The sequence below is a fragment of the Flavobacterium zhoui genome (assembly GCF_042787235.1).
GTDB lineage: Bacteria > Bacteroidota > Bacteroidia > Flavobacteriales > Flavobacteriaceae > Flavobacterium > Flavobacterium zhoui.
This window is the reverse complement of record NZ_JBHZPY010000019.1, coordinates 1-22222: the sequence shown is the minus strand read 5'-3', so window position 1 is coordinate 22222 and position 22222 is coordinate 1. Positions and strand designations below refer to the sequence as shown.

The window sequence follows — 22222 nt, the reverse complement described above, 5'->3', positions numbered from 1 at the left end:
CTATTTCCAATATAATCAGAATGACTATGTTTAATAAAGTTTTAATTGCCGAAGATCTAGATACCATAAGCATTGCGGTAATTCAAGCGCTGGAGACATTGTCTATTGTAGAGATTCATCATGCTAAATACTGTGACGATGCTTATTTAAAAATTAAAAAAGCACTTCTCGATAATGTCCCCTATGACCTATTGATTAGTGATTTATCATTTAAAACCGACCATAGCGAAAACAAGCTCAATTCTGGTGAAGAACTTATCGAAGCCGTAAAAATTGCGCAACCCGATATTAAGACAATAGTTTTTTCGATAGAAGACAAATCCTTTAGGGTACAATCACTATTTAATAATTTAGGCATTAATGCTTACGTTTCGAAAGGGCGTAATAGTATCCCAGAACTGCAACACACTATTCAGCGTATTTATGACAATGAAGACAAAATTGTCTCGGCGGAACTATCTCATACGATGCGAGACAAGTCAATTTTTGAAATTGAAACTTATGACATTTCTCTTTTAATGTTATTATCTAAAGGTCATATCTTAGGTGAAATTGCAGAAAGATTCAAACGGTTAGGCACAACACCCAACAGTACCAGTAGTATAGAAAAACGCATCAATAAACTAAAAGTGTATTTTAAAGCTAATAATAACGTTCATTTAATTGCCATAGCAAAAGATTTGGGATTAGTTTAAGTACTTTTTATTAATTCTGTATTAATTTACAAATTATAATCTAGGCTCAAAGATATTCTGTTTAGTGAATCGGTACTCAATTTTTCATTTCCATCAATTACATTTTTTTTAAAATAATTAGTCACTTTACGGTTTCCCGTAAAGAACTTATTTTTTTTGGTTATAAGTTTGCTCTTTAAACTTTAAAATCATAAAAAATGGCCAATTTTACGACCGAAGACTTAGCATTTACAGGATATTCACAAACAGTTGACGTAAGTAATAATCTCACTTATAATGAAATTATAGAACGTATATATCTAGATAAAACTGAAGAATTTGAAGTAGTTCATTTTTGCAACCAATTTTTAGAAAGATATAAGGTCCCTCAAACAAGGATAAGTTTTCAAAAGGTAGAAAGTCTATTACAACATTCTATTTTGGAAAATGAAGTTTATAGGGAACAATTATTAGATTGGATTGCTACTAATTGGGTGAAAATATAATGTATCACTGTTTGTAAATTAGAACCGATAGGGCGTCTAACAAACCAATATTTTAATACTTCCATTTTTTACTTTTGCATCTATTCCAACCGTAAATTTCATTAATTTTTCGCAAACAGTTACGGATAAATTAATTCATTTCACTAAAAACAAAAAAAATGATTGTAAAAAATGATGCTGTCTTTGAATTACAACTTTTAAAAATAAATAAAAATTCGATAGAAGAAAAATGGGATAAAAAGGTTAATGATCATGAAAATTACGTAAAAGAATATATTAAACATTATAAAAAATCACTAAAAGGGAATTCCAATTCGTTATCAAAATACCCATATATGAAAATAAAATGGGAAGCTTTAGGCATGAAATTAGATAAGGCTCAAAAAAAAGAATTACTAACGAGTAAGCAAATAAAAAAAGTCCTAAAAACTCAGTTGAAAATCGTAACTATTTGCTGCGAATAAACATACCTATCTAAATTATTTAATGAAAAAAATCTTGTTACTACCACTTATCATACTTTTCACGATCACTCCTACACGCTCTACAAAAGAAAACAAACATTTAATAATTTACTATAATACGGAGCACTACAAGTATGACGATGAAAGTATTATTAGAAACAATATAAAGTAGCACAAACCGAGGGGCCTAAATACTTATATCTACCTAATAAAAAAAATATTCTTACCCACTTTACTATATGTAATACCGTATACTTATCAAATTTGATTATTTTATAATTTTATTACTCCAAATGAGGTTTCCCGTAAGTAAATGCTATTTATTGAAGGTACGTTTGTACTCAATTCAAACCTCTAACACTTGAATTCGTTAATAATTTTTGATTTTCTGTCTTCAATACAAATGTCAGTAATGTTGATGGTAACAGGTTGCATCATTTATTTAATATATAAAATTTGGAGAAAGAAGTAAATTCCCGAGTAAAAGCGAGAGTATATGAACCTACAACTTAACAAAAAATTAGTATGATTTTTAAAAATAAACTTGAAGAAATAACCTTAGATAAAGAAGGTATGATTTTAAATTGTAAAGAAAGAGCGCAAAAAGAAATTTTGTTTTCTGAATTGAATGAAATCTATATTACCGTAAATAAAAGGAAACCATTTTCTGAATTTTTAATTATTTTAATATCCGTTTGTATCGCGTCATTTTCTTTTTTGTTTTTACAAACCAATATCGTTTTAACCCTCTCTGTACTGCTAATTTTTACAATTGTTGTAAGAATGAGTACTTACAACAGATATGGGGTGAAAATATGCTTAAAAAATGGCGAAATTATTGAAAAAAAGATTGAAGCTAAATCAAAACATGAAATAATAGATATTGTTAATGATGTCAAAAAAGAGATCTACAATTATAAAATTAAAAAAAGCAATGAAGAATTAATTCAATTCTCTGTGTAAGTTACCGCTTTTTTTTAAGGTCGCTTACTTATTTTAGTCTTCAATTTACCCTATCTTTGAATTGCGCTTATTTTCTTCTATTCATTAGATTTTTTTCAATAAATACAATTTGAAGTCTATACTTTCCCTCCTACTTTTCCTGATTTATTCAGTTGTTTTCTCTCAAACTAAAATCGTTTCCTGGAATCTGGAAAACTTTGGTAAATCAAAATCAGAAGAAACAATAAACTACATCGCAAGTTCCCTGAAAAACTATGATCTCATTGCTATTCAAGAAGTTGTGGCGGGATATGGCGGCGCACAAGCAGTAGCAAGATTAGCGGATGAACTCAATCGCAAAGGAGCTAAATGGGATTATGCGATTAGTGATCCAACCAGCAGCACCGCCTACAAAACCGAACGATATGCCTTTATTTGGAAAACGAGTAAGCTTAAAAAAATAGGGAGAGCCTGGCTAGAAAAAAAATACCATTTGGAGATTGACAGAGAACCTTATTTCTGTACATTCCAATATGGAGATAAACAATTTACTGTCGCCAATTTTCATGCTATTACCAAAAACAAACAACCAGAAACGGAGATTAAATATTTTAAATTTTTACCTGATGAATATCCAACATTAAATTTAATTTTTGCTGGTGATTTCAATTGTCCGCAATCACATACCGTTTTTAATCCTTTGAAAAAAATGGGTTACCAATCCGTTTTAGTGCATCAGAAAACCTCATTAAAAAAAGAGTGTAAAAATGGGCAATGCCTCGCATCAGAATTTGATAATATGTATTATAAAACTTCGAAAATCAATACCTTAAATTCAGGTGTTATTTCGTTTTATAAAAATTTCGATTCCCTTCAAGAAGCAAGGATAATATCCGATCATATTCCTATCTGGCTCGAATTCTCTTTGAATTAACTATTCAAAAACTTCAAATTTATCTCCATCAAAACTGGCAAAAACCATGCTGGGATGAGAATCCTGGTGATATATATTTCCTTTATTATCGATTGCAATTGCACCTGCAAAACCATCATACGGTTTTAATTCCGTGAACGTTTTAGTAAAGGCTTCTTGTATTGAAAAACCATCTGTAACGCGAGTTACAATTTTAGCAGCAGTTGCATTACTCACTATATCCTCACCTACTCCTGTTAGACTAACGCCACAAAATGCGTTTGCATAATTTCCGGCAACGGTAGCCGAATCAGAAATCCTACCTGGAATTTCAAATCCTTTTCCTCCTGTAGATGTCGCTGCAGCAATTTTACCATTTTGGTCTAAAGCCACACAACCCACTGTTCCAGTTCCTAGCGCTTTCAGTTTATTTTCATATTCTGTTCTACGTTGTGGAATCTCCGTTGAAAAAGACTCAAAACCGTGTTGTCGGGCAAAATTAGTTGCTCCACTTCCGCCTAGAACTCTGTCGTCATATTGCATCAATATGTGAGCAACCTTAATTGGATTTTTTACTTCTTCAATATTGATTACACCACTCATTTTCTGAGATTCACCATCCATAACAGCAGCACTCATTCTAATTTTTCCGTCACTTTGAATTTGCGAGCCAATTCCTGCATTAAACAATTCATCATCTTCCAAAAGCGAAACGGCATAAACGACTGTCTCTAATGCAGCATGTTCTTTTAAAAATTCAAAAGAATCTTTTACTATTCGTTCCAGTGCATTTTGTTTGGCAATTTTCGTTTCGTGATTGGTAGATGATTCTGAGAAAAATCCGCCGTGTATGATTAGTTTCAAATTAAAATTTTAAAAATTAAGAGCTCCGGTTTAAAGACAAAACGACAAAACAAATTAATAGCTTTTTACATCTAAGTTTTTTTACTTTCTCTTTTCCATTATCATAGACCTATGAATATTGGGAAGATTGAATATGCATTTTATGAGTATCCAGACTATAAGTGTCAAATTTACTCATAACATGTGTCACTAAATGCGAGATAGAAATAGGTTGACCTAATTCTACTTGTGTCAAATTAGTATCTTTTATTTCACGACCATCAACTAAAATTACTAATCCAGAACCAATCGCCTCCATTTGAATATTATTGGTAATTAACAAACCCGTATCTTCTCCAAGACCTATTCCCAATACTCTGGGATTACCCACAACAGCTTGAAAAAGTCTTCCAATTCTGCCGCGTTGCACAAAATGTGTATCGATAATTACACCATCAATTAATCCTAGTCCACTGGAAATTTTCACTTCCCCTTTTAATAAAGCTTCTGAGCTACTGCCTTGATAAATCATATTATTTGATGCTGCTGCAGCACCAGCTGAAGTTCCAGCATAAATAAATTCTTCATTGTGGTATTTATCCAGTAAAATATCATGAAAAGGTGTTCCTCCAAGTATAGAAGTCAATCGCAACTGATCACCTCCTGTAAACATTACGATGTCAGCTGCTTTTAGTCGAGCTAAAATGGCTTCGTCTGCGGCTTGATCTCTTCTTTCTATATTCAGTATATCAATATTCTTAGCATTCAAATGCTCAAATGCTTTTACATATTCAGGACCAATTTCTTTTGGAATAACTGAGGCCGTGGTAATAACTTCAATACGTGAATTCTCCTTATGTTTTGATTCATTTAAGATCCTTTTTAAAATCCCTGCTTCAAAAAAATTTAAATTGCTAGTTGCATTTTTATCCAAATCAGTTTCCGTAAAACTTCCTTTATCTACCGCACCTCCTATTATTATCAGTTTTCCTAGTATATTCATTTGGCAAAAATAACCAAAAAGATAAAAGAAGCACTTGAAGTTCAATCCTTTTTTTAAAAATTTAGAATGAAATACTTATTGTTAATATTCAATAAATAAATTTTGATTCCTATTTTAAAAAAACTACTTTTAATTTAGTTCTATGCATTTTCCAAAAACAAAAATCCATTGTTGTCTTCTTTATAAAAAACAACACAGACCTTATTACTTTTAAAATCAAACCATTACCTATTAATTCTATTTCAAAAAATAAAATTCCATTTTATGAAAATAATCAAAGTACAAGCCCTACGCGGTCCCAATATATGGAGCATACAAAGAAAAAAATTAATCCAAATGCGATTGGATTTGGAAGAAATGGAACAGTTTCCAACTAATAAAATTGAAGGATTTAAAGAACGTATTGAAGCTATGTTTCCTACAATGATTGAACATCGTTGTTCTGAAGGCTGTCGCGGTGGATTTTTTTCCAGAGTAGAACGTGGTACCTGGATGGGCCATGTGATTGAACATATTGCACTCGAAATTCAATCTTTGGCTGGAATGGAAACTGGATTTGGGAGAACCAGAGAAACCAAAACTCCCGGAACTTATAATGTAGTTTTTAGTTATACAGAAGAGAACGTAGGCCTTTTTGCAGCTGAATGTTCCGTTGCAATTGCCGAAGCATTAATCGCGGGAACGCCATATGATGTGGAAGCTGACTTACAAAAAATGCGTGAAATCAGGGAACGTGTTCGACTTGGACCAAGTACCGGAAGTATCGTAGAAGAAGCTGTTGCCAGAAATATCCCTTGGATTAGATTGGGAACAAATTCATTAGTTCAACTAGGATATGGTATTAATCAAATGCGTTTTCAAGCCACAATTACTTGTAAAACTAGTAGGATTGCCGTAGATATTGCCTGTAATAAGGAGCAAACCAAGAAAATGCTGGATATGGCTTCAATTCCAGTCGCAAATGGAAGTATTTGTACGGATGAGGAAGGTTTAGCAGATACGATTAAAAAAATTGGTTATCCCATTGTACTAAAGCCTTTGGACGGAAATCATGGAAAAGGAGCTTCCATTAATGTTACTAATTGGGATGATGCAGTTGCTGGCTTAGCCTTCGCAAAAGAATATGGCAAACGTGTTATCGTAGAAAAATTTATCACTGGTTTCGATTTTAGAATATTAGTAATCGACAATAAACTTGTTGCCGCTGCAAAACGAGTTCCTGCCCATGCAATAGGAAATGGAAATGACACAATTCAACAATTAATTAACACTATCAATCTAGATCCCAGAAGAGGTTACGGCCATGAAAATGTGTTAACTCAAATAGATGTGGATCGAGATACCGAAGAATTATTAGAAAAACTTGGCTATACACTGGAAACTATTCCAAGAACTGGCGAAATAGTTTTCCTAAAATCTACTGCTAATCTAAGTACGGGTGGAACTTCTGTAGATGTTACAGATATGATGCATCCAGAAAACATTTTCCTTGCCGAAAGAATTTCAAGAATAATAGGACTGGATATTTGCGGTGTTGATATTATGGCGGAAAATTTAACCCAACCATTGAAAGAAAATGGTGGTGTAATTCTTGAAGTCAATGCTGCTCCAGGATTTAGAATGCACCTTGCCCCTTCCGAAGGGTTACCGAGAAATGTAGCTTCCCCAGTTATTGATATGTTATATCCTCCCGGAAAATCATGTCGTATTCCAATTATTGCAGTTACTGGTACCAATGGTAAGACGACAACTACCCGACTTTTGGCACATATCGTAAAAAATAATGGATTCAAAGTGGGGTTTACCACTTCGGATGGGATTTATATTCAAAATCACATGATGGAAAAAGGTGATACAACCGGACCTCTAAGTGCCGAATATATTTTACGAGATCCAACGGTAGAATTCGCTGTTCTGGAAACGGCCCGCGGTGGAATCCTTCGTTCTGGCTTAGGGTTTAGCCGTTGCGATATTGGAATTATTACCAATATTCAGGAAGATCATTTGGGATTAAGTGATATTCACACCTTAGATGACTTGGCAAGAGTCAAAGCTACTGTTGTAAAAAGTATTAAGAAAGATGGCTGGGCAGTTTTAAACGGAGACGATGAAAATTGCATAAAATTAGGTCAGGATCTAAATTGCAATGTCGCCTACTTTAGTTTAAGTGAAGACAATGATTTCATCAAAAAACTTTGTGCTGAGGGAAAAACTGTTGCGGTTTATGAAAATGGCTATATCACCATCAAAAAAGGAGAATGGAAAATCCGAATTGAGCGTGCCACTCATGTCCCTTTAACATTGGGAGGAAAAGCAAAGTTTATGATTGCCAATGTACTTGCAGCCACTTTAGCGAGTTATTTATGGGGTTTTAAAACTGAAGATATCAGTTTATCTCTACAGACTTTTATTCCAAGTGCAGCACAAACTCCCGGTCGAATGAATATTTTTGAGTTCAAAAAATTCAAGGTATTGATTGATTTTGCTCATAATGCATCTGGTTACAAAGGAGTCGAAGAATACCTGCAAAGTGTCGATGCTACCAAAAAAATAGGAATAATAGCTGGCGTTGGTGACCGTCGTGATGAAGACATTAGAGAATGTGCCAATATTGCCGCCAGAATGTTCGATCATATTATCATTCGACAAGAAAAATACCTGAGAGGAAGAACAGAAGAAGAGATTATAAATTTAATCCTTGAAGGAATTAAAAATTCTGGTAAAACGGTAACCTATGAAATTATCCCTAAAGAAACCGAAGCCATAAGACATGCGATAAATTGTGCCGAAGAAGGGAGCTTCATCACTGCTTTAAGTGATGTTGTAACTAATGCCATAGATATTGTACAAGAATATTTAGACAAAGAAAATGAACATGGACTGGTGTAATTTTCAGAAGCTGTTCCTGCTGTCCGTTATATCTTTCTTCGCCTATAGAAGGCAAAGAAAGGATGCCACTTTCATCAGGGCTAAAAAAAAGTAAAAGCCAATCGATTACGATTGGCTTTTACTTTACATTATGTTTTCTGTTTTTTCTTTCTTGCGGCAGGAAATAACACATTATTCAAAATCAAGCGATATCCTGGAGAATTAGGATGCAAATCCAAAACTGTGGGCGGATCGCCGACCTGATGTTGAAAATCTTCAGGGTCATGACCACCATAAAACGTATACATTCCCTTGCCTTTTTCACCATGAAGATATCGAACTTCGCCATTCAATTCACAGGTTCCCATAACCAATACATTAGATTTAATTAGTGCGGGATCAAAAGAAGTGGTTTGCCCCATAAAACCTTTTACGAGTTGCGTATGATTTTGACACAACATACTGGGAATGGGATCCCATTTTGCCGAAAATTCCATCAAAGTGAAATAATCTTTTTCCATTGGAATCCGCCTTTTCAAAGTCATATCGATATCTGAAAATTCATATTGCTCAGGTCTTCTTTCTAAAATAAAATCTTTGAATGCAAACGTAGAACCGTAATTCATCTTCGATTGATAATTAGCATCACTCGCGTCTCCATCAAACATAGTCTCGCAAATATCAACACCGTCCGCAGCCAAAGCAATATCAAAACTATCTGTTGCTGAACACATGGCAAACATAAAACCACCACCAATTACAAAATCCCTAATCTTTTTGGCAACAGCAACTTTTTCTTGAGAGACTTTTGAGTATCCTAATTTTGCAGCTAAAATTTCAGCTTCTTTCTTTTGCTCAATGTACCAAGGTGCATTTCTATAGGCTCCAAAAAACTTACCGTATTGCCCGGTAAAATCTTCATGATGCAAATGCAACCAATCATAAAGTAGCAGTTGGTCGCTTAAAACTTCTTCATCATAAATAGGTGTAAAAGGAATTTCAGCATACGTCAAAACCATGGTAACAGCATCATCCCAAGGTTGCTTCCCTTTGGGCGTATAAACTGCAATTTTAGGCGCTTTTTCCAAAATAACAGCTTCCATATTTTGTGAAGGGCTAGATATTTCATTCAATATCTTGGTTTCTTCACTATCCGAGAGAATTTCAAAACTTACTCCTCTAATTTGGCATTCTCTACGTATTTCAGGTGCATCAGGTAATAAAAATGACCCGCCACGATAATTCAATAACCAACTTGCTTTATAATTTTTATCTAAACACCAATACGTAATTCCATAAGCTTTGAGATGATTTTGCTGCGTGGTTTCATCCATTGGCAACAAAATAAAAGAAGCTTTTGCAGAAAAAGAAAGTAGAATGACAAAAGTATAAATAATTCGCTTCAACATCGTTTAATGATTTTTATCTATCAAAGATAGAAAGTAAGTACTTGAAATGATACAAATTTCACTTTAAAATAAAACCCAAAATCCTTTTGGAGAAAAAACACGTAAATATACGCATAGACAAACTATATCAAGTGTATAAATTTACACTTCGATATAAAAGCAAAGTAGAAATGGAAAATTTAGAAATAGACTTTAAGAAAAAGACAAAACCATTCAATATAAAGATTTTTATAATAAACATTGGAATACTACTGCTAGTACTACTAATTTTAACTTTCTATGTAATGTGTTATCAGCTTTTTTTTAATTAGGAATATTTACGCTTTATAACGCAACAAACCATTATTTTGAAAAATCACTTCATAGCTTTATCGGAAGAAATTCTTATATCATCACAGGCAGGAGAAGATACAACATCGCTTAGACAGCAATTATTTTATATTAGACAGTCAAAACTTGAAAAAAGTCTGTATGCAGATGATCTCAAAAAAGTATTTTGGATTAACATATACCATGCATTTTATATAATCATTTCGAATGAAACGAAAGAAAGTTACAGAATTTTGAAGGTCAAAAGAATCAAAATTTCTCGCGCGGTTCTCTCTTTAGATTATATTGAACATGGAATATTAAGAAAATATAAATTCAAAATGGGCTACGGATATTTCACAAATCCATTTTACTCCAGTTTTATAAAGAGTGCAGCAGTCGAAAAGGTCGATTATAAAATTCATTTTGCTTTAAGAAGTATTAAATAAATGAGCATTTCTATTCCTACTTACGACAGTAAACATATAGATCAACACCTCAGTTTAGTTGCTAAAAATTTCATTGAATTAAAAACGGAAATTGATCATGATGCAAAAACAATTTAGGTTTCGGATTTTATATTGCACAATTTAAAGGATTTTGGCAGAAAAAAATCTATCAAAAAAATAATGGAAACTATCTTCAAGAAAGACTTTTCGACATATAGTCTTCGATTCAAAACTGGAAAGCCAATTGATGAAAGCAAACTTGCTTCCTAATTTATTTATTTGGTAAAAAGCCAAACCTTACATTTCCATTATAATAATATCATTTTGCACAGCGTAAACCACTAATCCGGCAATATTTTTGGATTGTGTTTTCAGTAATAAACTATTGCGATGCCCTTCAACCGTTCTGGGGCTTATGAAAAGTTGTTCCGCTATTTCAACTGTACTTTTCTGGAAACAAATAAGTTTAAGCACTTCAATCTCCCGCTTGGTAAGGAAGTTATTGTCAAAATTGCTTTTGATTTTCTTATTAGTCAAAACATCTTCCTTAATAACTTTCATAACAGAATCCGTGTAATAAAATCCTTTTAACGCAACCTCATTTATGGTAGTTAACAAGTCTTGAGGCGTTGCATTTTTTATCAAATACGAAACGGCACCCACATCAATCATATTGGCAACAAAGGATTTAGAATCATAACTGGTAAGTGCAATAATTTTGATTTCAGGAAACTCTTTACGAATAATTTTAGTGGCTTCTACTCCATTAATCACCGGCATTTTCAAATCCATAATAATAATGTCCGGATGATTAATATTTAACTGTAGAAAAGAAATGAGCTCATCTCCATTTGAAGCTTCAAAAATAACCTCTAGGTTTTTTTCCCGCTCCAACAAAAATGAAATTCCTTTTCTAAAAAGTAATTCATCGTCTACCAATATTATTTTGATTGTGTCATTCATTCTTTAAAAATTAAAAACTACTGAAATCCCGTTGTTAATTGAGGAATCCATAGCAATTGTCCCTTTTAAGAAAGCTACTCTACTCTCAATATTTTTCATACCGAGCCCTTTCTGATTTTTATGATTGGTTAGATCAAAACCAATTCCGTTATCAGAATAATAGCATATTTTTCCGTCTTTATCGTTTTCAAAACGAATAGATATCACGGTTGCTTTTCCGTGTCGAAGTGAATTATTCATCAGTTCTTGCAAAATTCTAAACACATGTAAATGCCTGTCATTATCTAAAACATCAAATGAAACATTATTTTCATAGTTTACACTAATTAGTTTAGCGCTACTAAACTCTAAACATAATTCCTCAACACCCGCATGAAGTCCAAATTTGTCGAGAACCGGAGGCAAAAGTCCATGTGCAATTTTCCTGGAATTGTCCAAGGTCTTAGCGGTGAGATTAATAATATTGGCAGTAATTTCACTAACTTCTCCTGAAGATAAATTAGGAGTATTGAGCAAATGACTGTTTAAAGAAACAATATTAAGTTTAGAACTAATGTCATCATGCAAGTCCTGGGCAATACGTTTACGTTCTTCCTCCTGAGTAATGATTACGGCACTCAAAAGCTCTTTTTGATATTGAATTTCCAGATCTTTCTTCTCTAATTCTTTCTGAATAATCTTCTTTCTTGAAAAATAAAAAAATAAGACCATTACTATGCCCATTAAAAGAAAAGCGAAGCAAGTGTATAGAATAATCTCAATTATATCATTTTCATGTAAAGTATTTACTTTCATAAAATTGCATTAATTATCTTTTTGGAATTACTTTTTCGCCACTCAACAAATATGAAAATTTGATAGACAATAAATAATATTGCATTAAGAATCCACGGAATCTTATTTATTTTTGGACTTAACGTTGCCATAAGGTTACCCGCTAAAAACAAAACGATGCTCCCAAACAAGTAAAGTAAAACTCCCATATTAATGTAATAAAATTCTTTTTTGGAATTTAGCATATTGTAAAAATGAAAAGCGGCGTAAATAATCAGTAAAAATGAGGTTATGAAAATTTCAAACAAATTGAATTTAAATAATAGACTGGGATCTAAGCCGTATTGAATTCCTAAAACTAATAAGCAAAAAACAAATCCAATGTTTACCATTCTTATTTGAAGTGCCTCTTTGAATAAATTTTTATAAAAAAAACTCAACATTATAAATTGCCCAATAAAATAAAAATGGGAGAGGTATAAATTTTGATAATGAAGATTCACCAAAATTTTTGATCCCAATTGAATACTAAAAATGATTCCCAGATAAAAAGTAAAAATCTTAAATCCCTTATTTTGAAATCGAAAGTCTCTAATAAATAGAATTAAATTACATATTAAAATCAAATTACCAATATTTGCAAATATTCTTAACATATCGTTTTTATTTAAGCATTGGACTTTTTGGATCGCATGCCGGAGGGCAAGGTTCTGTAAAATCATAAATACTATCCACTTCCTTATTGACCCCATCTCCTTGTCTTATCATATCTACGTAAATACCCGTTGAAGAATCAAATTTAGTTCCAACAATCATTAATTTTTCGACTCCATTATCATCCACACCAATGTACGCTCTTACCGCATCGATTCCCTCTACAAGTACTTCCAGAATGTCTTTTTTTGGAATTAAAAAGGCGTGTACCTGTTGGTGTTTATTGTAATTGCCCTCTTCTTTAGACCAACGCTTAGCCCAACGTTGCGCTTCTTTAAGTGAGATTGCGTTTGTTGCTTTAATTGATGCTAGGTTTTCGGTTGAACGCTCTTCAGACATACTTCTTCGTTATTAAATTAATACAATTATTCGCTAAACTACTAATTAATATTACCTTAACAAAACTAATGACCTAATTATAATATTGAAAAAAGCCTAAATCTATAGGGAATTTAGGCTTTTTTGATGGTATAGGAATAAAAGACGAGTCGGTTTTATTTTATTTTTCTAAAACGGTACATCACTATCATCATCTTCATCATTCAAATTACTACCAAAAGCTTCATTAGCTGATGGGAGATTTTTAGTGATAAAAGGATTATCCTCTTGATTCATACTCGATGGTAAATCATCGTAACTGCCACTGTAATCTTCCAAGTTATCAAATTTACCCAAATGTCCGATAAACTTCAAACGAACGTTTTCAATACTACCATTACGGTGTTTGGCAATCATTATTTCTGCCTGACCAGCAGTTGGTGAGGCTTCCTCATCATCCCACTCATCAATTTTATAATATTCAGGGCGGTATAAAAACGATACAATATCGGCATCTTGCTCAATCGCCCCTGATTCACGAAGGTCAGAAAGCAACGGTCTTTTGCTGGATCCACGCGTTTCAACCGCACGAGATAACTGAGAAAGTGCAATAACAGGAACATTCAACTCCTTAGCTAATGCTTTTAAGTTTCGGGAAATCGTAGAAATCTCCTGTTCTCTATTTCCTCCTCCTTTTCCGTTTCCGCCGGCGGTCATCAATTGCAAATAATCGACAATGATAATTCGGATACCATGTTGCGAAACCAAACGTCTTGCTTTTGCTCTTAAATCAAAAATAGATAAGGAAGGCGTATCATCAATGTATAACGGTGCTTTTTCCAGATTTTTAACTTTGGTACTCAATTGTTCCCATTCGTGTTTTTCCAGTTTTCCGGTACGCAATTTCTCTGATGACAGACCAGTTTCAGATGAAATCAAACGGGTGATTAACTGCACTGATGCCATTTCCAGTGAAAATAACGCAACAGGCATTCCAAAATCAATTGCCATATTTCGAGCCATTGATAATACAAATGCGGTCTTTCCCATTGCTGGTCTTGCCGCTATAATAATTAAATCACTTGGTTGCCAACCAGAAGTAATCTTATCCAATTTATCAAAACCGGTTGCGACACCACTCAATCCTTCTTGTCCTGCTATTTCTTCAATACGTTTTTTAGCCTGCAAAACTAAACTCTGCGCCGTTTCAGAACTACGTTTTATATTTCCTTGCGTTACTTCGTATAATTTAGACTCCGCTCTGTCCAACAAATCGAAAACATCTGTTGTTTCATCATAGGAATCTTCGATGATTTCGGTAGAAATCCGAATCAGACTTCGTTGAATAAATTTTTGGAGAATAATTCTGGAGTGAAATTCAATGTGAGCCGAAGACGAAATCTTTTGCGTTAGCTGAATTAAGTAAAAATCCCCGCCTGCCAATTCTAATTTTGCATTTTTCTTAAGTTGGGCAGAAACGGTTAATAAGTCAATTGGCTGTGTTTCTGTAAATAGCTGAACGATAGCCTCAAAAATATGTTTGTGTGCTTCTTTATAAAAAGCATCGGGTTGTAAAATGTCAATTACATCATCAACCCCTTTTTTATCAATCATCATCGCGCCAAGCACAGCCTCTTCTAGATCGAGAACCTGTGGTTGCAATTTTCCTTTTTCAAGGCTTATTATAGTAGTTTTATCAACCTTCACAGGATTAATATTTCTGAAGTTTTCCATATAGCGAAAGTAACAAAAATTAAAAAAATATTGTCATTGAGTTATTACGAATAATTGTTCATAAGTAACTATTTTTTGTTTATAACCATAAAAAAATCCGAAACGGTAAGGCTTCGGATTAAATATCGATTTGTAAGATTTTACTCTTTATATTCACCCATTTTACTGTATTTGTCCATTCTCTGAGCAACTAATTCTTCTGTTGATAAGTCTTTCAATTCATTGAATCCTTTCATGATATATTGCTCTACAGTTTTGAAAGCAGCCGCTCTGTCGTAATGCGCTCCACCTAATGGCTCAGGAATGATATCATCTACTAATTTTTGTTTTTTCATATCTGAAGAAGTTAATTTCAGTGCTTCAGCAGCCTGTTCTTTATACTCCCAACTTTTCCAAAGAATAGAAGAACATGATTCAGGAGAAATAACAGAATACCAAGTGTTTTCCATCATATATACTCTATCCCCCACACCTATTCCTAATGCTCCACCTGACGCTCCTTCTCCAACAATAACGGTAATAATTGGCACTTTTAGGCGAACCATTTCAAAAATGTTTCTGGCAATTGCCTCCCCCTGTCCGCGTTCCTCTGCTTCAAGGCCTGGATATGCACCAGGAGTATCAATTAAAGTCAAAACAGGAATGCCAAATTTCTCTGCCATCTTCATTAATCGCAACGCTTTACGGTATCCTTCTGGATTTGCCATTCCAAAATTACGGAACTGACGCGTCTTGGTATTAAATCCTTTTTGTTGACCTACAATCATAAAAGATTGTCCATCTATTTTTCCTAAACCACCAATCATGGCTTTGTCGTCTTTAAACCCTCTATCTCCAAAAAGCTCCAAGAACGTTTCTCCACATAGTGCCCTTACATGGTCCATAGTATACGGACGACTTGGGTGTCTGGATAGCTGAACGCGTTGCCAAGCGGTTAAGTTTTTATAAATTTTTCTTTTAGTTTCTTCTAGTTTTTTGTTGATTTGCTTGCAAGTATTCGTTACATCAACATCCGATTCTTGACCAATAACAAGACATTTATCTAACTGATCTTCTAGTTCTTTTATTGGAAGTTCAAAATCTAAATATTCCATAGGATTTCTACGTTTTTGTTTTTAATTCGAACGGCAAATATAAAATTTTAAATCGTTCAAAAAGGGTATTTTTTCATTTATGTCTCCAACTGCTCTTTAATATATAATTAAAATCATTTTTTATATGCGGAGGATCTGTCCTTATTCCTATATATTACTAAAAAAGGAACTATCTTTACAGCCAACTGAAGTTCGATTTTAAATCAAAAAACATTCAAAACATATCGTACTATTTTAAATGTTTTTACGACCTGAAATTATTTCTTTTCAGCCGCTAACTGCTTTCTGGATTTATACGATTTTAAATACTCACCCTTAGGAGTTCCATCATCAAACGAACTGAATTTGACTAACGTTCTTACACCATGACGTGCTGCTTCGTTTGTAAAATTTTCATATTCTATACGATACAATGCAGAATACATTTCGGCGCGGCCAATACCATGATAACAATGAATCAAAACCGGATAATTTGCTTTGTCATCCATTATTTTAAAAAAACGGTCTAGGTTTTCTTGTTTGGGAACCTGATCTGACCCGTTATTAAAATAGTTCACTCCTTTCATTTTTGCCACCGCATTCTGTTCCGCGGTTAATTCGGCAGGGATTTCCGGATTATTCTTTAAATCTGTTGTTCCCGGAAATCGCAAGTCTACAATCGATTTTATATGATATTTGGTAACATACCGTTCCAATTCATCAGGCGGAATAACCCCTGATTTGTATACTTTACCCTCCATAATTGTTTCAAAATTATGATTGATATTCATGTCATAAATTTCTTTACCACCGAAAAATAAAATTATCGCCAGCACCAAAAAACCTATTCTTTTTTTATTTTTTTTCATACGAATGTGTTATTTGTTTTTTAGTGAAATACCAAATTTCGATTCATTAAAATCAAAGCAATTTCATACTGCAAAGGTCTGACTTAAAATTGAAATAGAATTATTTAGCGTGGCGTTTCTTGTCAAAGCAAAGTTAAAATTGACACAAAAAGAAGTAATTTAATCAACCTTTTTATAATGCTTAATCACGCCATTCAGTATTACGGTAATCACAATTATTAGGGCTCCGATGTAAAATTCAAAGCTCATTTTCTCTTTACCGCCAAGTATAAAATAGGCCAATACAATTCCGTAAACCGGTTCTAAATTAGTGGTCAACATTACGGTATAAGGCGTCAGTTTCTGCATAACTTTTACGGATGCCGTAAAAGCATACGCCGTGCAAATAGAGGCCAAAATCAGAATTAAAACCCAATTATTAACTGTTAAAATAAAGAAATCTAAAGAGAATTTTTGCTGAAATAAAAAGTAAACAGTAATGAAAAAGACTCCTGCCAGGAATTCATAAAAGGAGATAACTGAAGGGTCATGTTTTTCTATTAATTTACCGTTCATGAGAGTAAACAAAACGCCCAAAATAATGGCCACCAAAGCATATAACATTCCACTTAGATAATTGACTTCAACTTTCATAATAAGTGCCAGCCCGGCAATAATGATAAGCCCAAAAAACACTTCATACCAAAGTACTTTCCTTCCATAAAAAATTGGTTCCAGTATGGATGCAAAAAAAGCGCCCAAGGAGAAAACCGAAAGTGTAATCGACACATTAGAAACATGAATCGCTTTGAAAAAAAAGATCCAGTGCAGGGCGATCAATAAGCCTACAAAAATCAATTTCAAGAAAGATTTCATCGGAATTCTAAAAGATTTCTTTTTGAATACAATAAACAGCGATAAAAAAACGCTGGCAAAAAGCATTCGATACCAAACCAAAGCATCGGCAGTGATGGTGATAAGCGCTCCTAAAATTGCGGTAAAACCCCAAATAAATACTATAAAATGGAGGTTTAAGTAACTCTTTAATTTATCGTTTTGCATTTCGTAATAGATAAACGGCTAATATTGCGAAACCAATATTTGGTAACCAAACTGCCAATAAGGGTGGAATACTCGACTTCTCCGCTAGTACTCCAAATATTTTATCAAAGAACACAAAGGCAAAAGCCAATGCAATTCCTATAGCCAAATTTATTCCCATCCCACCTCTTCGTTTCATGGACGAAACAGAAACCGCAATAATAGTGAGAATAAATGCCGAAACCGGCACGCTAAATTTCTTGTATAAAACCACTAAATATATATTAATATTAGAGGAACCGCGACTTCTTTCTTTGTCAATAAATTTGACTAATTTATCCAAAGTCAGTGTTTCAGCAATATACACCACAGGCGTTAAATCTTCTAAGTCAAAATTAAAACGAGCCACTTTTTCTGGTGCTTTTTCAATCTGATCATTCAGTTCCCCAACCGTTCTTTTAGTATAATCATACATGGTATAATTACGCTCTTTTGGATTCCATTTTATTCTGCTTGCAGTGATTTTGTATACTAATTTCTCCTTTTTGAATTTTTCCAACGAAAAATTAAAAGCAATCTTAGACAATGGGTTAAAGCTATTTACATAAATAAATTCCGTATCACTAATTTGCCTAAACACATCTGTATTATCGCCTCTCATGGCCTCTTTCCCTCCTGTTTTCAGGTAGGTGTATCTAAAGTTGTTAAACCCTTCGCTGGATTTAGGAACAACAAAAAAGCCCATCAACAAAACAAAAATAGAAACAATAGTAGCCCCAATTATGAAAGGACGTAAAAACCGTGTAAACGAAATCCCAGAACTCAAAATGGCAATAATCTCCGTGTTATTCGCTAATTTCGAGGTAAACCAAATAATCGATAAAAACAAAAAGATTGGAAATAAGGAATTTGCAAAATAAATGGTGAAATGATAATAGTAGGTCGCAATTTCAATAAATGGAACTTTGTTCTCCAACATGAAATTAATCTTCTCCGAAACATCAATAACAATACCTATAGGTACGAACATTAACAACATAGCCGAAAACGTGGCTAAATATCTTTTTAGGATGTATTTGTCAATTATTGTTAGCATAGATTTTTTTGTTTTTCTTGTTTCAAGTTTAAAGTTTCAAGTTCGTTGCAGCATAACCTGAAACTTGAAACAAAAATAACTTGAAACTTCTTATAGTCGTTGATTCATATTCTTCACCATCATTTCTTTCCAAGGCTTAAAATCGCCTGCTAAGATATGTTTTCTGGCCTCACGAACCAACCACATATAAAACCCAAGATTGTGTATGGTGGCAATTTGCTTCCCTAAGTATTCATTAGCCGCAAAAAGGTGGCGCAAATACGCTTTCGTATATTCGGTATCAACATAGGTAATCCCCATTTCGTCAATAGGCGAAAAATCAGCTTCCCACTTTTTGTTTTTGATATTAATCGAACCATTAGCCGTAAACAACATTCCGTTTCTGGCGTTACGCGTAGGCATCACGCAATCAAACATATCGATTCCTAGGGCGATATTCTCCAGAATATTTATCGGAGTCCCCACACCCATCAGGTACCGCGGTTTGTCTTCGGGCAGGATTTCACAAACAATTTCAGTCATGGCATACATTTCCTCGGCAGGTTCCCCTACTGAGAGTCCGCCAATCGCATTTCCTTGTTGATTTGAATTCGCAATATATTCGGCTGATTGTTGGCGCAAATCTTTATAGCAACTTCCTTGCACAATTGGAAAAAACGTTTGTTCATAACCGTATTTAAAAGGCAGGGTGTCTAAATGATTGATGCAACGGTCTAACCAGCGGTGCGTCATTTTCATTGATCGCTTCGCATAGTTATAATCACAAGGATATGGCGTACACTCATCAAAAGCCATGATAATATCAGCACCTATGGTACGCTGAATTTCCATCACATTCTCTGGTGTAAAAAAGTGATACGAACCGTCAATATGCGATTTAAACTTCACGCCTTCCTCCTTAATTTTTCGGTTGGCCGAAAGCGAATACACTTGGTAACCACCAGAATCCGTCAAAATATTACGGTCCCAGTTCATGAATTTATGCAATCCACCTGCTTTCTCCAGAATTTCGGTTTGCGGACGCAAGTATAAATGGTAGGTATTTCCCAGGATAATATCCGGGTTTATATCGTCTTTCAATTCCCGCTGATGCACGCCTTTTACAGAACCTACAGTTCCTACAGGCATAAAAATTGGGGTTTCAATCACACCGTGATCAGTGGTAATGCTTCCCGCTCTAGCTTTAGACAGCGGATCTTTTTTTAATAAATCAAACTTCATATTGGCGTATTTCTTCCGATTGTTCGGCTGGCAAAGATAGGTTAATTTGAAAACTAGATAATTAGATAATTTAAAAAATTAATTACCATTTAGCAAATTAATTGGGGCGTGCCCTAAAAAGGTCGGGCTATCCGCTGCAATCTTTTATTCCGCTGCGATTCATAAAAGGATTTCCACTTTTATCCCTCACGCAAAAAAGCTACTATACATCAAGAACCATTGCGATAATAACACAATATTTGTAAAAAAAATAGTATCTTTCAATCACAAAATCAACACGATATGACTTGGGAAGCAAAACTGATAAAACACAATAGCGAAAATAGAATTGCCGTTTATTTTGAAAAAAGTCAAGACCTGATTGTGCGAATCAAACAAATAGAAGGAGCACGATGGAGTCAGCAAAAAACGGTTTGGCACATCCCAGATACAATCGAAAATAGAGAACGTTTCAAGATAGAACCCCTGGCAAATTCGCTCCCGTCAGCCGAGGGGATTGTTCAAATAGAGAAATTCAAACAATGGCTCCGTTCTAAACGCTACAGCGAAAGCACCATTAGTACCTATAGTGAAGCCTTAAAATCTTTCCTGATTTTCTATCGAGAAAAACCCGTTGTAGAAATCAATAATGAGGACGTGATTATCTATAACAACGAATATATTCTAAAGAATAATCTTTCGGCTTCGTACCAGAATCAAACCGTTAATGCGATAAAACTGTATTTTATGACCGTCAGAGAAACCAAAATTGAAGTGGATAAAATTCACCGACCAAAACGAGCCAAGCTATTACCCAATGTTTTGAGCAAAGAAGAAATAAAACTAATATTAAACGCTCACAGCAATATCAAACATAAGATGATGCTTTCGTTAATTTATAGTTGTGGCTTGCGTTGTGGTGAATTATTGGCACTGCAACCCGTTCATATTGACTCACAAAGGAATATTGTCTTACTCAAAAATGCCAAAGGACAAAAAGATAGAATTGTCCCATTAAGCCCAAAAATTTTAGAAATGCTACGGGAGTACTATAAAGTATTTAAACCCACAACGTATTTATTTGAAGGACAAATCAAAGGAAAGCCTTATGATGATAGAAGCTTACAACAGGTTTTAAAACAAGCCTTACAAAAATCAGGAATTACAAAACCTGTTACTTTGCACTGGTTACGCCACAGCTATGCTACTCATTTACTTGAAAGCGGAACCGATTTGAGATACATACAAGAATTATTGGGACACAATAGCAGCAAAACGACCGAAATATACACCCACGTAAGTACAAAAAGCATTCAACAAATAAAAAGTCCTTTTGATGATTTGTAATAAAAATATTATTTATACATTTGATAAAAATACGCTACTTAGTAGCGACTTTACATCCTAAATTGGATAGATTGTCGCTACTTTGTAGCGAGTATATACAAGTTATCGCTGATTTTGGAGAAGAAAATTGCAGTTGAAATTATGCTTTTAAAAAATTGCTTTTAGCAATAGAAAATTGGAAAGCAAATTTTTAAAAAAGTTATTGTCAAAAAAACCTTAATTGAACGTTTCCGTTTTCTAAAGAAAGAATTTCATAATGGAAAAATCTCAAAAGAGAAACCGATTAATTGCATTTGAAAACTCACAAATAATAACTCGCTTTAGCTCGACTTTGAGCAACCTGGCTGAAAGCGAAACGTAAAATGTTTTTTTTAAAACTCTAATTACAAGTTTCTGTTTTCAAAAGTAAGTTGCCAGTAAATGGAGAAATAATGTTGGTAGAAAATTGGAATCGACTCAACTTGTTTGCTCACGAAACAAAAAAAGAAAAACCAGCGATAACAGCTGTCACGTCTTATTGCTCGATTTTCTTAGCTGGAACATTTTCTTTACGAAAAAACTATATCTTAGTGGAAAAAACTCAGTTCGCTTTTCCGCAACAAGACGTGGCAGCGAAACGTCAAACTGTCTAATAACCTTCTTTTTGATTGCTTGAATTTTTTGTATTAAAAATCGCTCAAATTATTTGCTCAACTCGTTGATTTTTTGTACATTTAAATATGAAATTCATCAAC

General features: G+C 33.8%; 20 protein-coding genes. 8 read left to right on the top strand and 12 right to left on the bottom strand.

Translation table 11 applies throughout. The annotated features are described in order from the left end of the window. The first annotated feature begins 26 nt into the window (after positions 1-26). The 5 genes from ACFX5F_RS15695 to ACFX5F_RS15675 all read left to right on the top strand — a co-directional run bounded on the left by ACFX5F_RS15695 (position 27) and on the right by ACFX5F_RS15675 (position 3520). On the top strand, positions 27-695 hold the full coding sequence (locus ACFX5F_RS15695) for a DNA-binding transcriptional response regulator (RefSeq protein WP_379852974.1): 669 nt from the start codon (positions 27-29) through the stop codon (positions 693-695). Positions 696-892: 197 nt separating this feature from the next. Beyond that, a complete protein-coding gene (locus tag ACFX5F_RS15690) occupies positions 893-1180 on the top strand; it encodes a hypothetical protein (RefSeq protein ID WP_379852973.1) in 288 nt (95 codons plus the stop codon). Positions 1181-1338: 158 nt separating this feature from the next. After that, positions 1339-1644 carry a hypothetical protein gene (locus tag ACFX5F_RS15685; RefSeq protein WP_379852972.1) on the top strand — a complete coding sequence of 102 codons (306 nt, stop codon included), beginning with the start codon at positions 1339-1341 and terminating at the stop codon, positions 1642-1644. A gap of 525 nt (positions 1645-2169) precedes the next feature. Continuing rightward, positions 2170-2607: a hypothetical protein gene (locus ACFX5F_RS15680; protein WP_379852971.1), complete on the top strand. Its 438-nt coding sequence runs from the start codon at positions 2170-2172 to the stop codon at positions 2605-2607. 109 nt (positions 2608-2716) lie between these two features. Continuing rightward, entirely contained in the window at positions 2717-3520 is an 804-nt protein-coding gene (locus ACFX5F_RS15675) for an endonuclease/exonuclease/phosphatase family protein (RefSeq protein ID WP_379852970.1), read from the top strand. Here the strand turns inward: ACFX5F_RS15675 and ACFX5F_RS15670 are convergent, their stop codons facing one another. Both ACFX5F_RS15670 and ACFX5F_RS15665 read right to left on the bottom strand, forming a co-directional pair. Next, complete coding sequence (locus tag ACFX5F_RS15670; protein WP_379852969.1) at positions 3521-4363, bottom strand: isoaspartyl peptidase/L-asparaginase; 843 nt, start codon at positions 4361-4363, stop codon at positions 3521-3523. It abuts the gene before it with no gap. 109 nt (positions 4364-4472) lie between these two features. Continuing rightward, the gene (locus ACFX5F_RS15665) at positions 4473-5345 is read right to left on the bottom strand and encodes a cyanophycinase (protein WP_379852968.1); all 873 of its coding nucleotides are present in this window, start codon (positions 5343-5345) and stop codon (positions 4473-4475) included. 264 nt (positions 5346-5609) lie between these two features. On the opposite strand from ACFX5F_RS15665, the gene cphA reads away from it, so the two are divergent. Next, complete coding sequence (gene cphA / locus ACFX5F_RS15660; protein WP_379852967.1) at positions 5610-8234, top strand: cyanophycin synthetase; 2625 nt, start codon at positions 5610-5612, stop codon at positions 8232-8234. A gap of 128 nt (positions 8235-8362) precedes the next feature. On the opposite strand, the gene ACFX5F_RS15655 is transcribed toward cphA, so the two are convergent. Then, entirely contained in the window at positions 8363-9622 is a 1260-nt protein-coding gene (locus ACFX5F_RS15655; RefSeq protein ID WP_379852966.1) for an asparagine synthetase B, read from the bottom strand. 347 nt (positions 9623-9969) lie between these two features. Between ACFX5F_RS15655 and ACFX5F_RS15650 the strand changes: the two genes are divergently transcribed. Continuing rightward, positions 9970-10380 carry a DUF547 domain-containing protein gene (locus ACFX5F_RS15650; RefSeq protein ID WP_379852965.1) on the top strand — a complete coding sequence of 137 codons (411 nt, stop codon included), beginning with the start codon at positions 9970-9972 and terminating at the stop codon, positions 10378-10380. 297 nt (positions 10381-10677) lie between these two features. On the opposite strand, the gene ACFX5F_RS15645 is transcribed toward ACFX5F_RS15650, so the two are convergent. From ACFX5F_RS15645 to tgt, 9 genes are all read right to left on the bottom strand, one after another. Next, the gene (locus ACFX5F_RS15645; RefSeq protein ID WP_379852964.1) at positions 10678-11343 is read right to left on the bottom strand and encodes a response regulator; all 666 of its coding nucleotides are present in this window, start codon (positions 11341-11343) and stop codon (positions 10678-10680) included. A gap of 3 nt (positions 11344-11346) precedes the next feature. Then, positions 11347-12138 (bottom strand): sensor histidine kinase, encoded by a 792-nt coding sequence (locus tag ACFX5F_RS15640; protein WP_379852963.1) that lies wholly within the window; start codon positions 12136-12138, stop codon positions 11347-11349. A gap of 642 nt (positions 12139-12780) precedes the next feature. Then, entirely contained in the window at positions 12781-13170 is a 390-nt protein-coding gene (locus tag ACFX5F_RS15635; RefSeq protein WP_379852962.1) for a hypothetical protein, read from the bottom strand. A 168-nt stretch (positions 13171-13338) separates the two neighbouring features. After that, positions 13339-14883, bottom strand: a complete 1545-nt coding sequence (dnaB, locus tag ACFX5F_RS15630; protein ID WP_379852961.1) for a replicative DNA helicase — start codon at positions 14881-14883, stop codon at positions 13339-13341. A gap of 140 nt (positions 14884-15023) precedes the next feature. Continuing rightward, complete coding sequence (locus ACFX5F_RS15625; protein WP_379852960.1) at positions 15024-15977, bottom strand: acetyl-CoA carboxylase carboxyltransferase subunit alpha; 954 nt, start codon at positions 15975-15977, stop codon at positions 15024-15026. 257 nt (positions 15978-16234) lie between these two features. Continuing rightward, entirely contained in the window at positions 16235-16825 is a 591-nt protein-coding gene (locus ACFX5F_RS15620) for a dual specificity protein phosphatase family protein (RefSeq protein WP_379852958.1), read from the bottom strand. A gap of 159 nt (positions 16826-16984) precedes the next feature. Continuing rightward, complete coding sequence (locus tag ACFX5F_RS15615; RefSeq protein ID WP_379852957.1) at positions 16985-17866, bottom strand: DMT family transporter; 882 nt, start codon at positions 17864-17866, stop codon at positions 16985-16987. Next, positions 17853-18941: an LptF/LptG family permease gene (locus tag ACFX5F_RS15610; RefSeq protein WP_379852956.1), complete on the bottom strand. Its 1089-nt coding sequence runs from the start codon at positions 18939-18941 to the stop codon at positions 17853-17855. The genes ACFX5F_RS15615 and ACFX5F_RS15610 overlap by 14 nt, the downstream gene beginning before the upstream one ends. A gap of 90 nt (positions 18942-19031) precedes the next feature. Continuing rightward, positions 19032-20162: a tRNA guanosine(34) transglycosylase Tgt gene (gene tgt / locus ACFX5F_RS15605; protein WP_379852955.1), complete on the bottom strand. Its 1131-nt coding sequence runs from the start codon at positions 20160-20162 to the stop codon at positions 19032-19034. Positions 20163-20444: 282 nt separating this feature from the next. On the opposite strand from tgt, the gene ACFX5F_RS15600 reads away from it, so the two are divergent. Next, the gene (locus ACFX5F_RS15600) at positions 20445-21488 is read left to right on the top strand and encodes a tyrosine-type recombinase/integrase (protein ID WP_379852954.1); all 1044 of its coding nucleotides are present in this window, start codon (positions 20445-20447) and stop codon (positions 21486-21488) included. Positions 21489-22222: the final 734 nt, after the last annotated feature.

Bases quoted from the DNA above. Each gene is read 5' to 3' on its own strand.
- ACFX5F_RS15695 (WP_379852974.1), top strand. From the start codon at position 27: ATGTTTAATAAAGTTTTAATTGCCGAAGATCTAGATACCATAAGCATT.
- ACFX5F_RS15690 (WP_379852973.1), top strand. From the start codon at position 893: ATGGCCAATTTTACGACCGAAGACTTAGCATTTACAGGATATTCACAA.
- ACFX5F_RS15685 (WP_379852972.1), top strand. From the start codon at position 1,339: ATGATTGTAAAAAATGATGCTGTCTTTGAATTACAACTTTTAAAAATA.
- ACFX5F_RS15680 (WP_379852971.1), top strand. From the start codon at position 2,170: ATGATTTTTAAAAATAAACTTGAAGAAATAACCTTAGATAAAGAAGGT.
- ACFX5F_RS15665 (WP_379852968.1), bottom strand. From the start codon at position 5,345: ATGAATATACTAGGAAAACTGATAATAATAGGAGGTGCGGTAGATAAA.
- cphA (WP_379852967.1), top strand. From the start codon at position 5,610: ATGAAAATAATCAAAGTACAAGCCCTACGCGGTCCCAATATATGGAGC.
- ACFX5F_RS15655 (WP_379852966.1), bottom strand. From the start codon at position 9,622: ATGTTGAAGCGAATTATTTATACTTTTGTCATTCTACTTTCTTTTTCT.
- ACFX5F_RS15645 (WP_379852964.1), bottom strand. From the start codon at position 11,343: ATGAATGACACAATCAAAATAATATTGGTAGACGATGAATTACTTTTT.
- ACFX5F_RS15640 (WP_379852963.1), bottom strand. From the start codon at position 12,138: ATGAAAGTAAATACTTTACATGAAAATGATATAATTGAGATTATTCTA.
- ACFX5F_RS15635 (WP_379852962.1), bottom strand. From the start codon at position 13,170: ATGTCTGAAGAGCGTTCAACCGAAAACCTAGCATCAATTAAAGCAACA.
- dnaB (WP_379852961.1), bottom strand. From the start codon at position 14,883: ATGGAAAACTTCAGAAATATTAATCCTGTGAAGGTTGATAAAACTACT.
- ACFX5F_RS15625 (WP_379852960.1), bottom strand. From the start codon at position 15,977: ATGGAATATTTAGATTTTGAACTTCCAATAAAAGAACTAGAAGATCAG.
- ACFX5F_RS15620 (WP_379852958.1), bottom strand. From the start codon at position 16,825: ATGAAAAAAAATAAAAAAAGAATAGGTTTTTTGGTGCTGGCGATAATT.
- ACFX5F_RS15615 (WP_379852957.1), bottom strand. From the start codon at position 17,866: ATGCAAAACGATAAATTAAAGAGTTACTTAAACCTCCATTTTATAGTA.
- ACFX5F_RS15610 (WP_379852956.1), bottom strand. From the start codon at position 18,941: ATGCTAACAATAATTGACAAATACATCCTAAAAAGATATTTAGCCACG.
- tgt (WP_379852955.1), bottom strand. From the start codon at position 20,162: ATGAAGTTTGATTTATTAAAAAAAGATCCGCTGTCTAAAGCTAGAGCG.
- ACFX5F_RS15600 (WP_379852954.1), top strand. From the start codon at position 20,445: ATGACTTGGGAAGCAAAACTGATAAAACACAATAGCGAAAATAGAATT.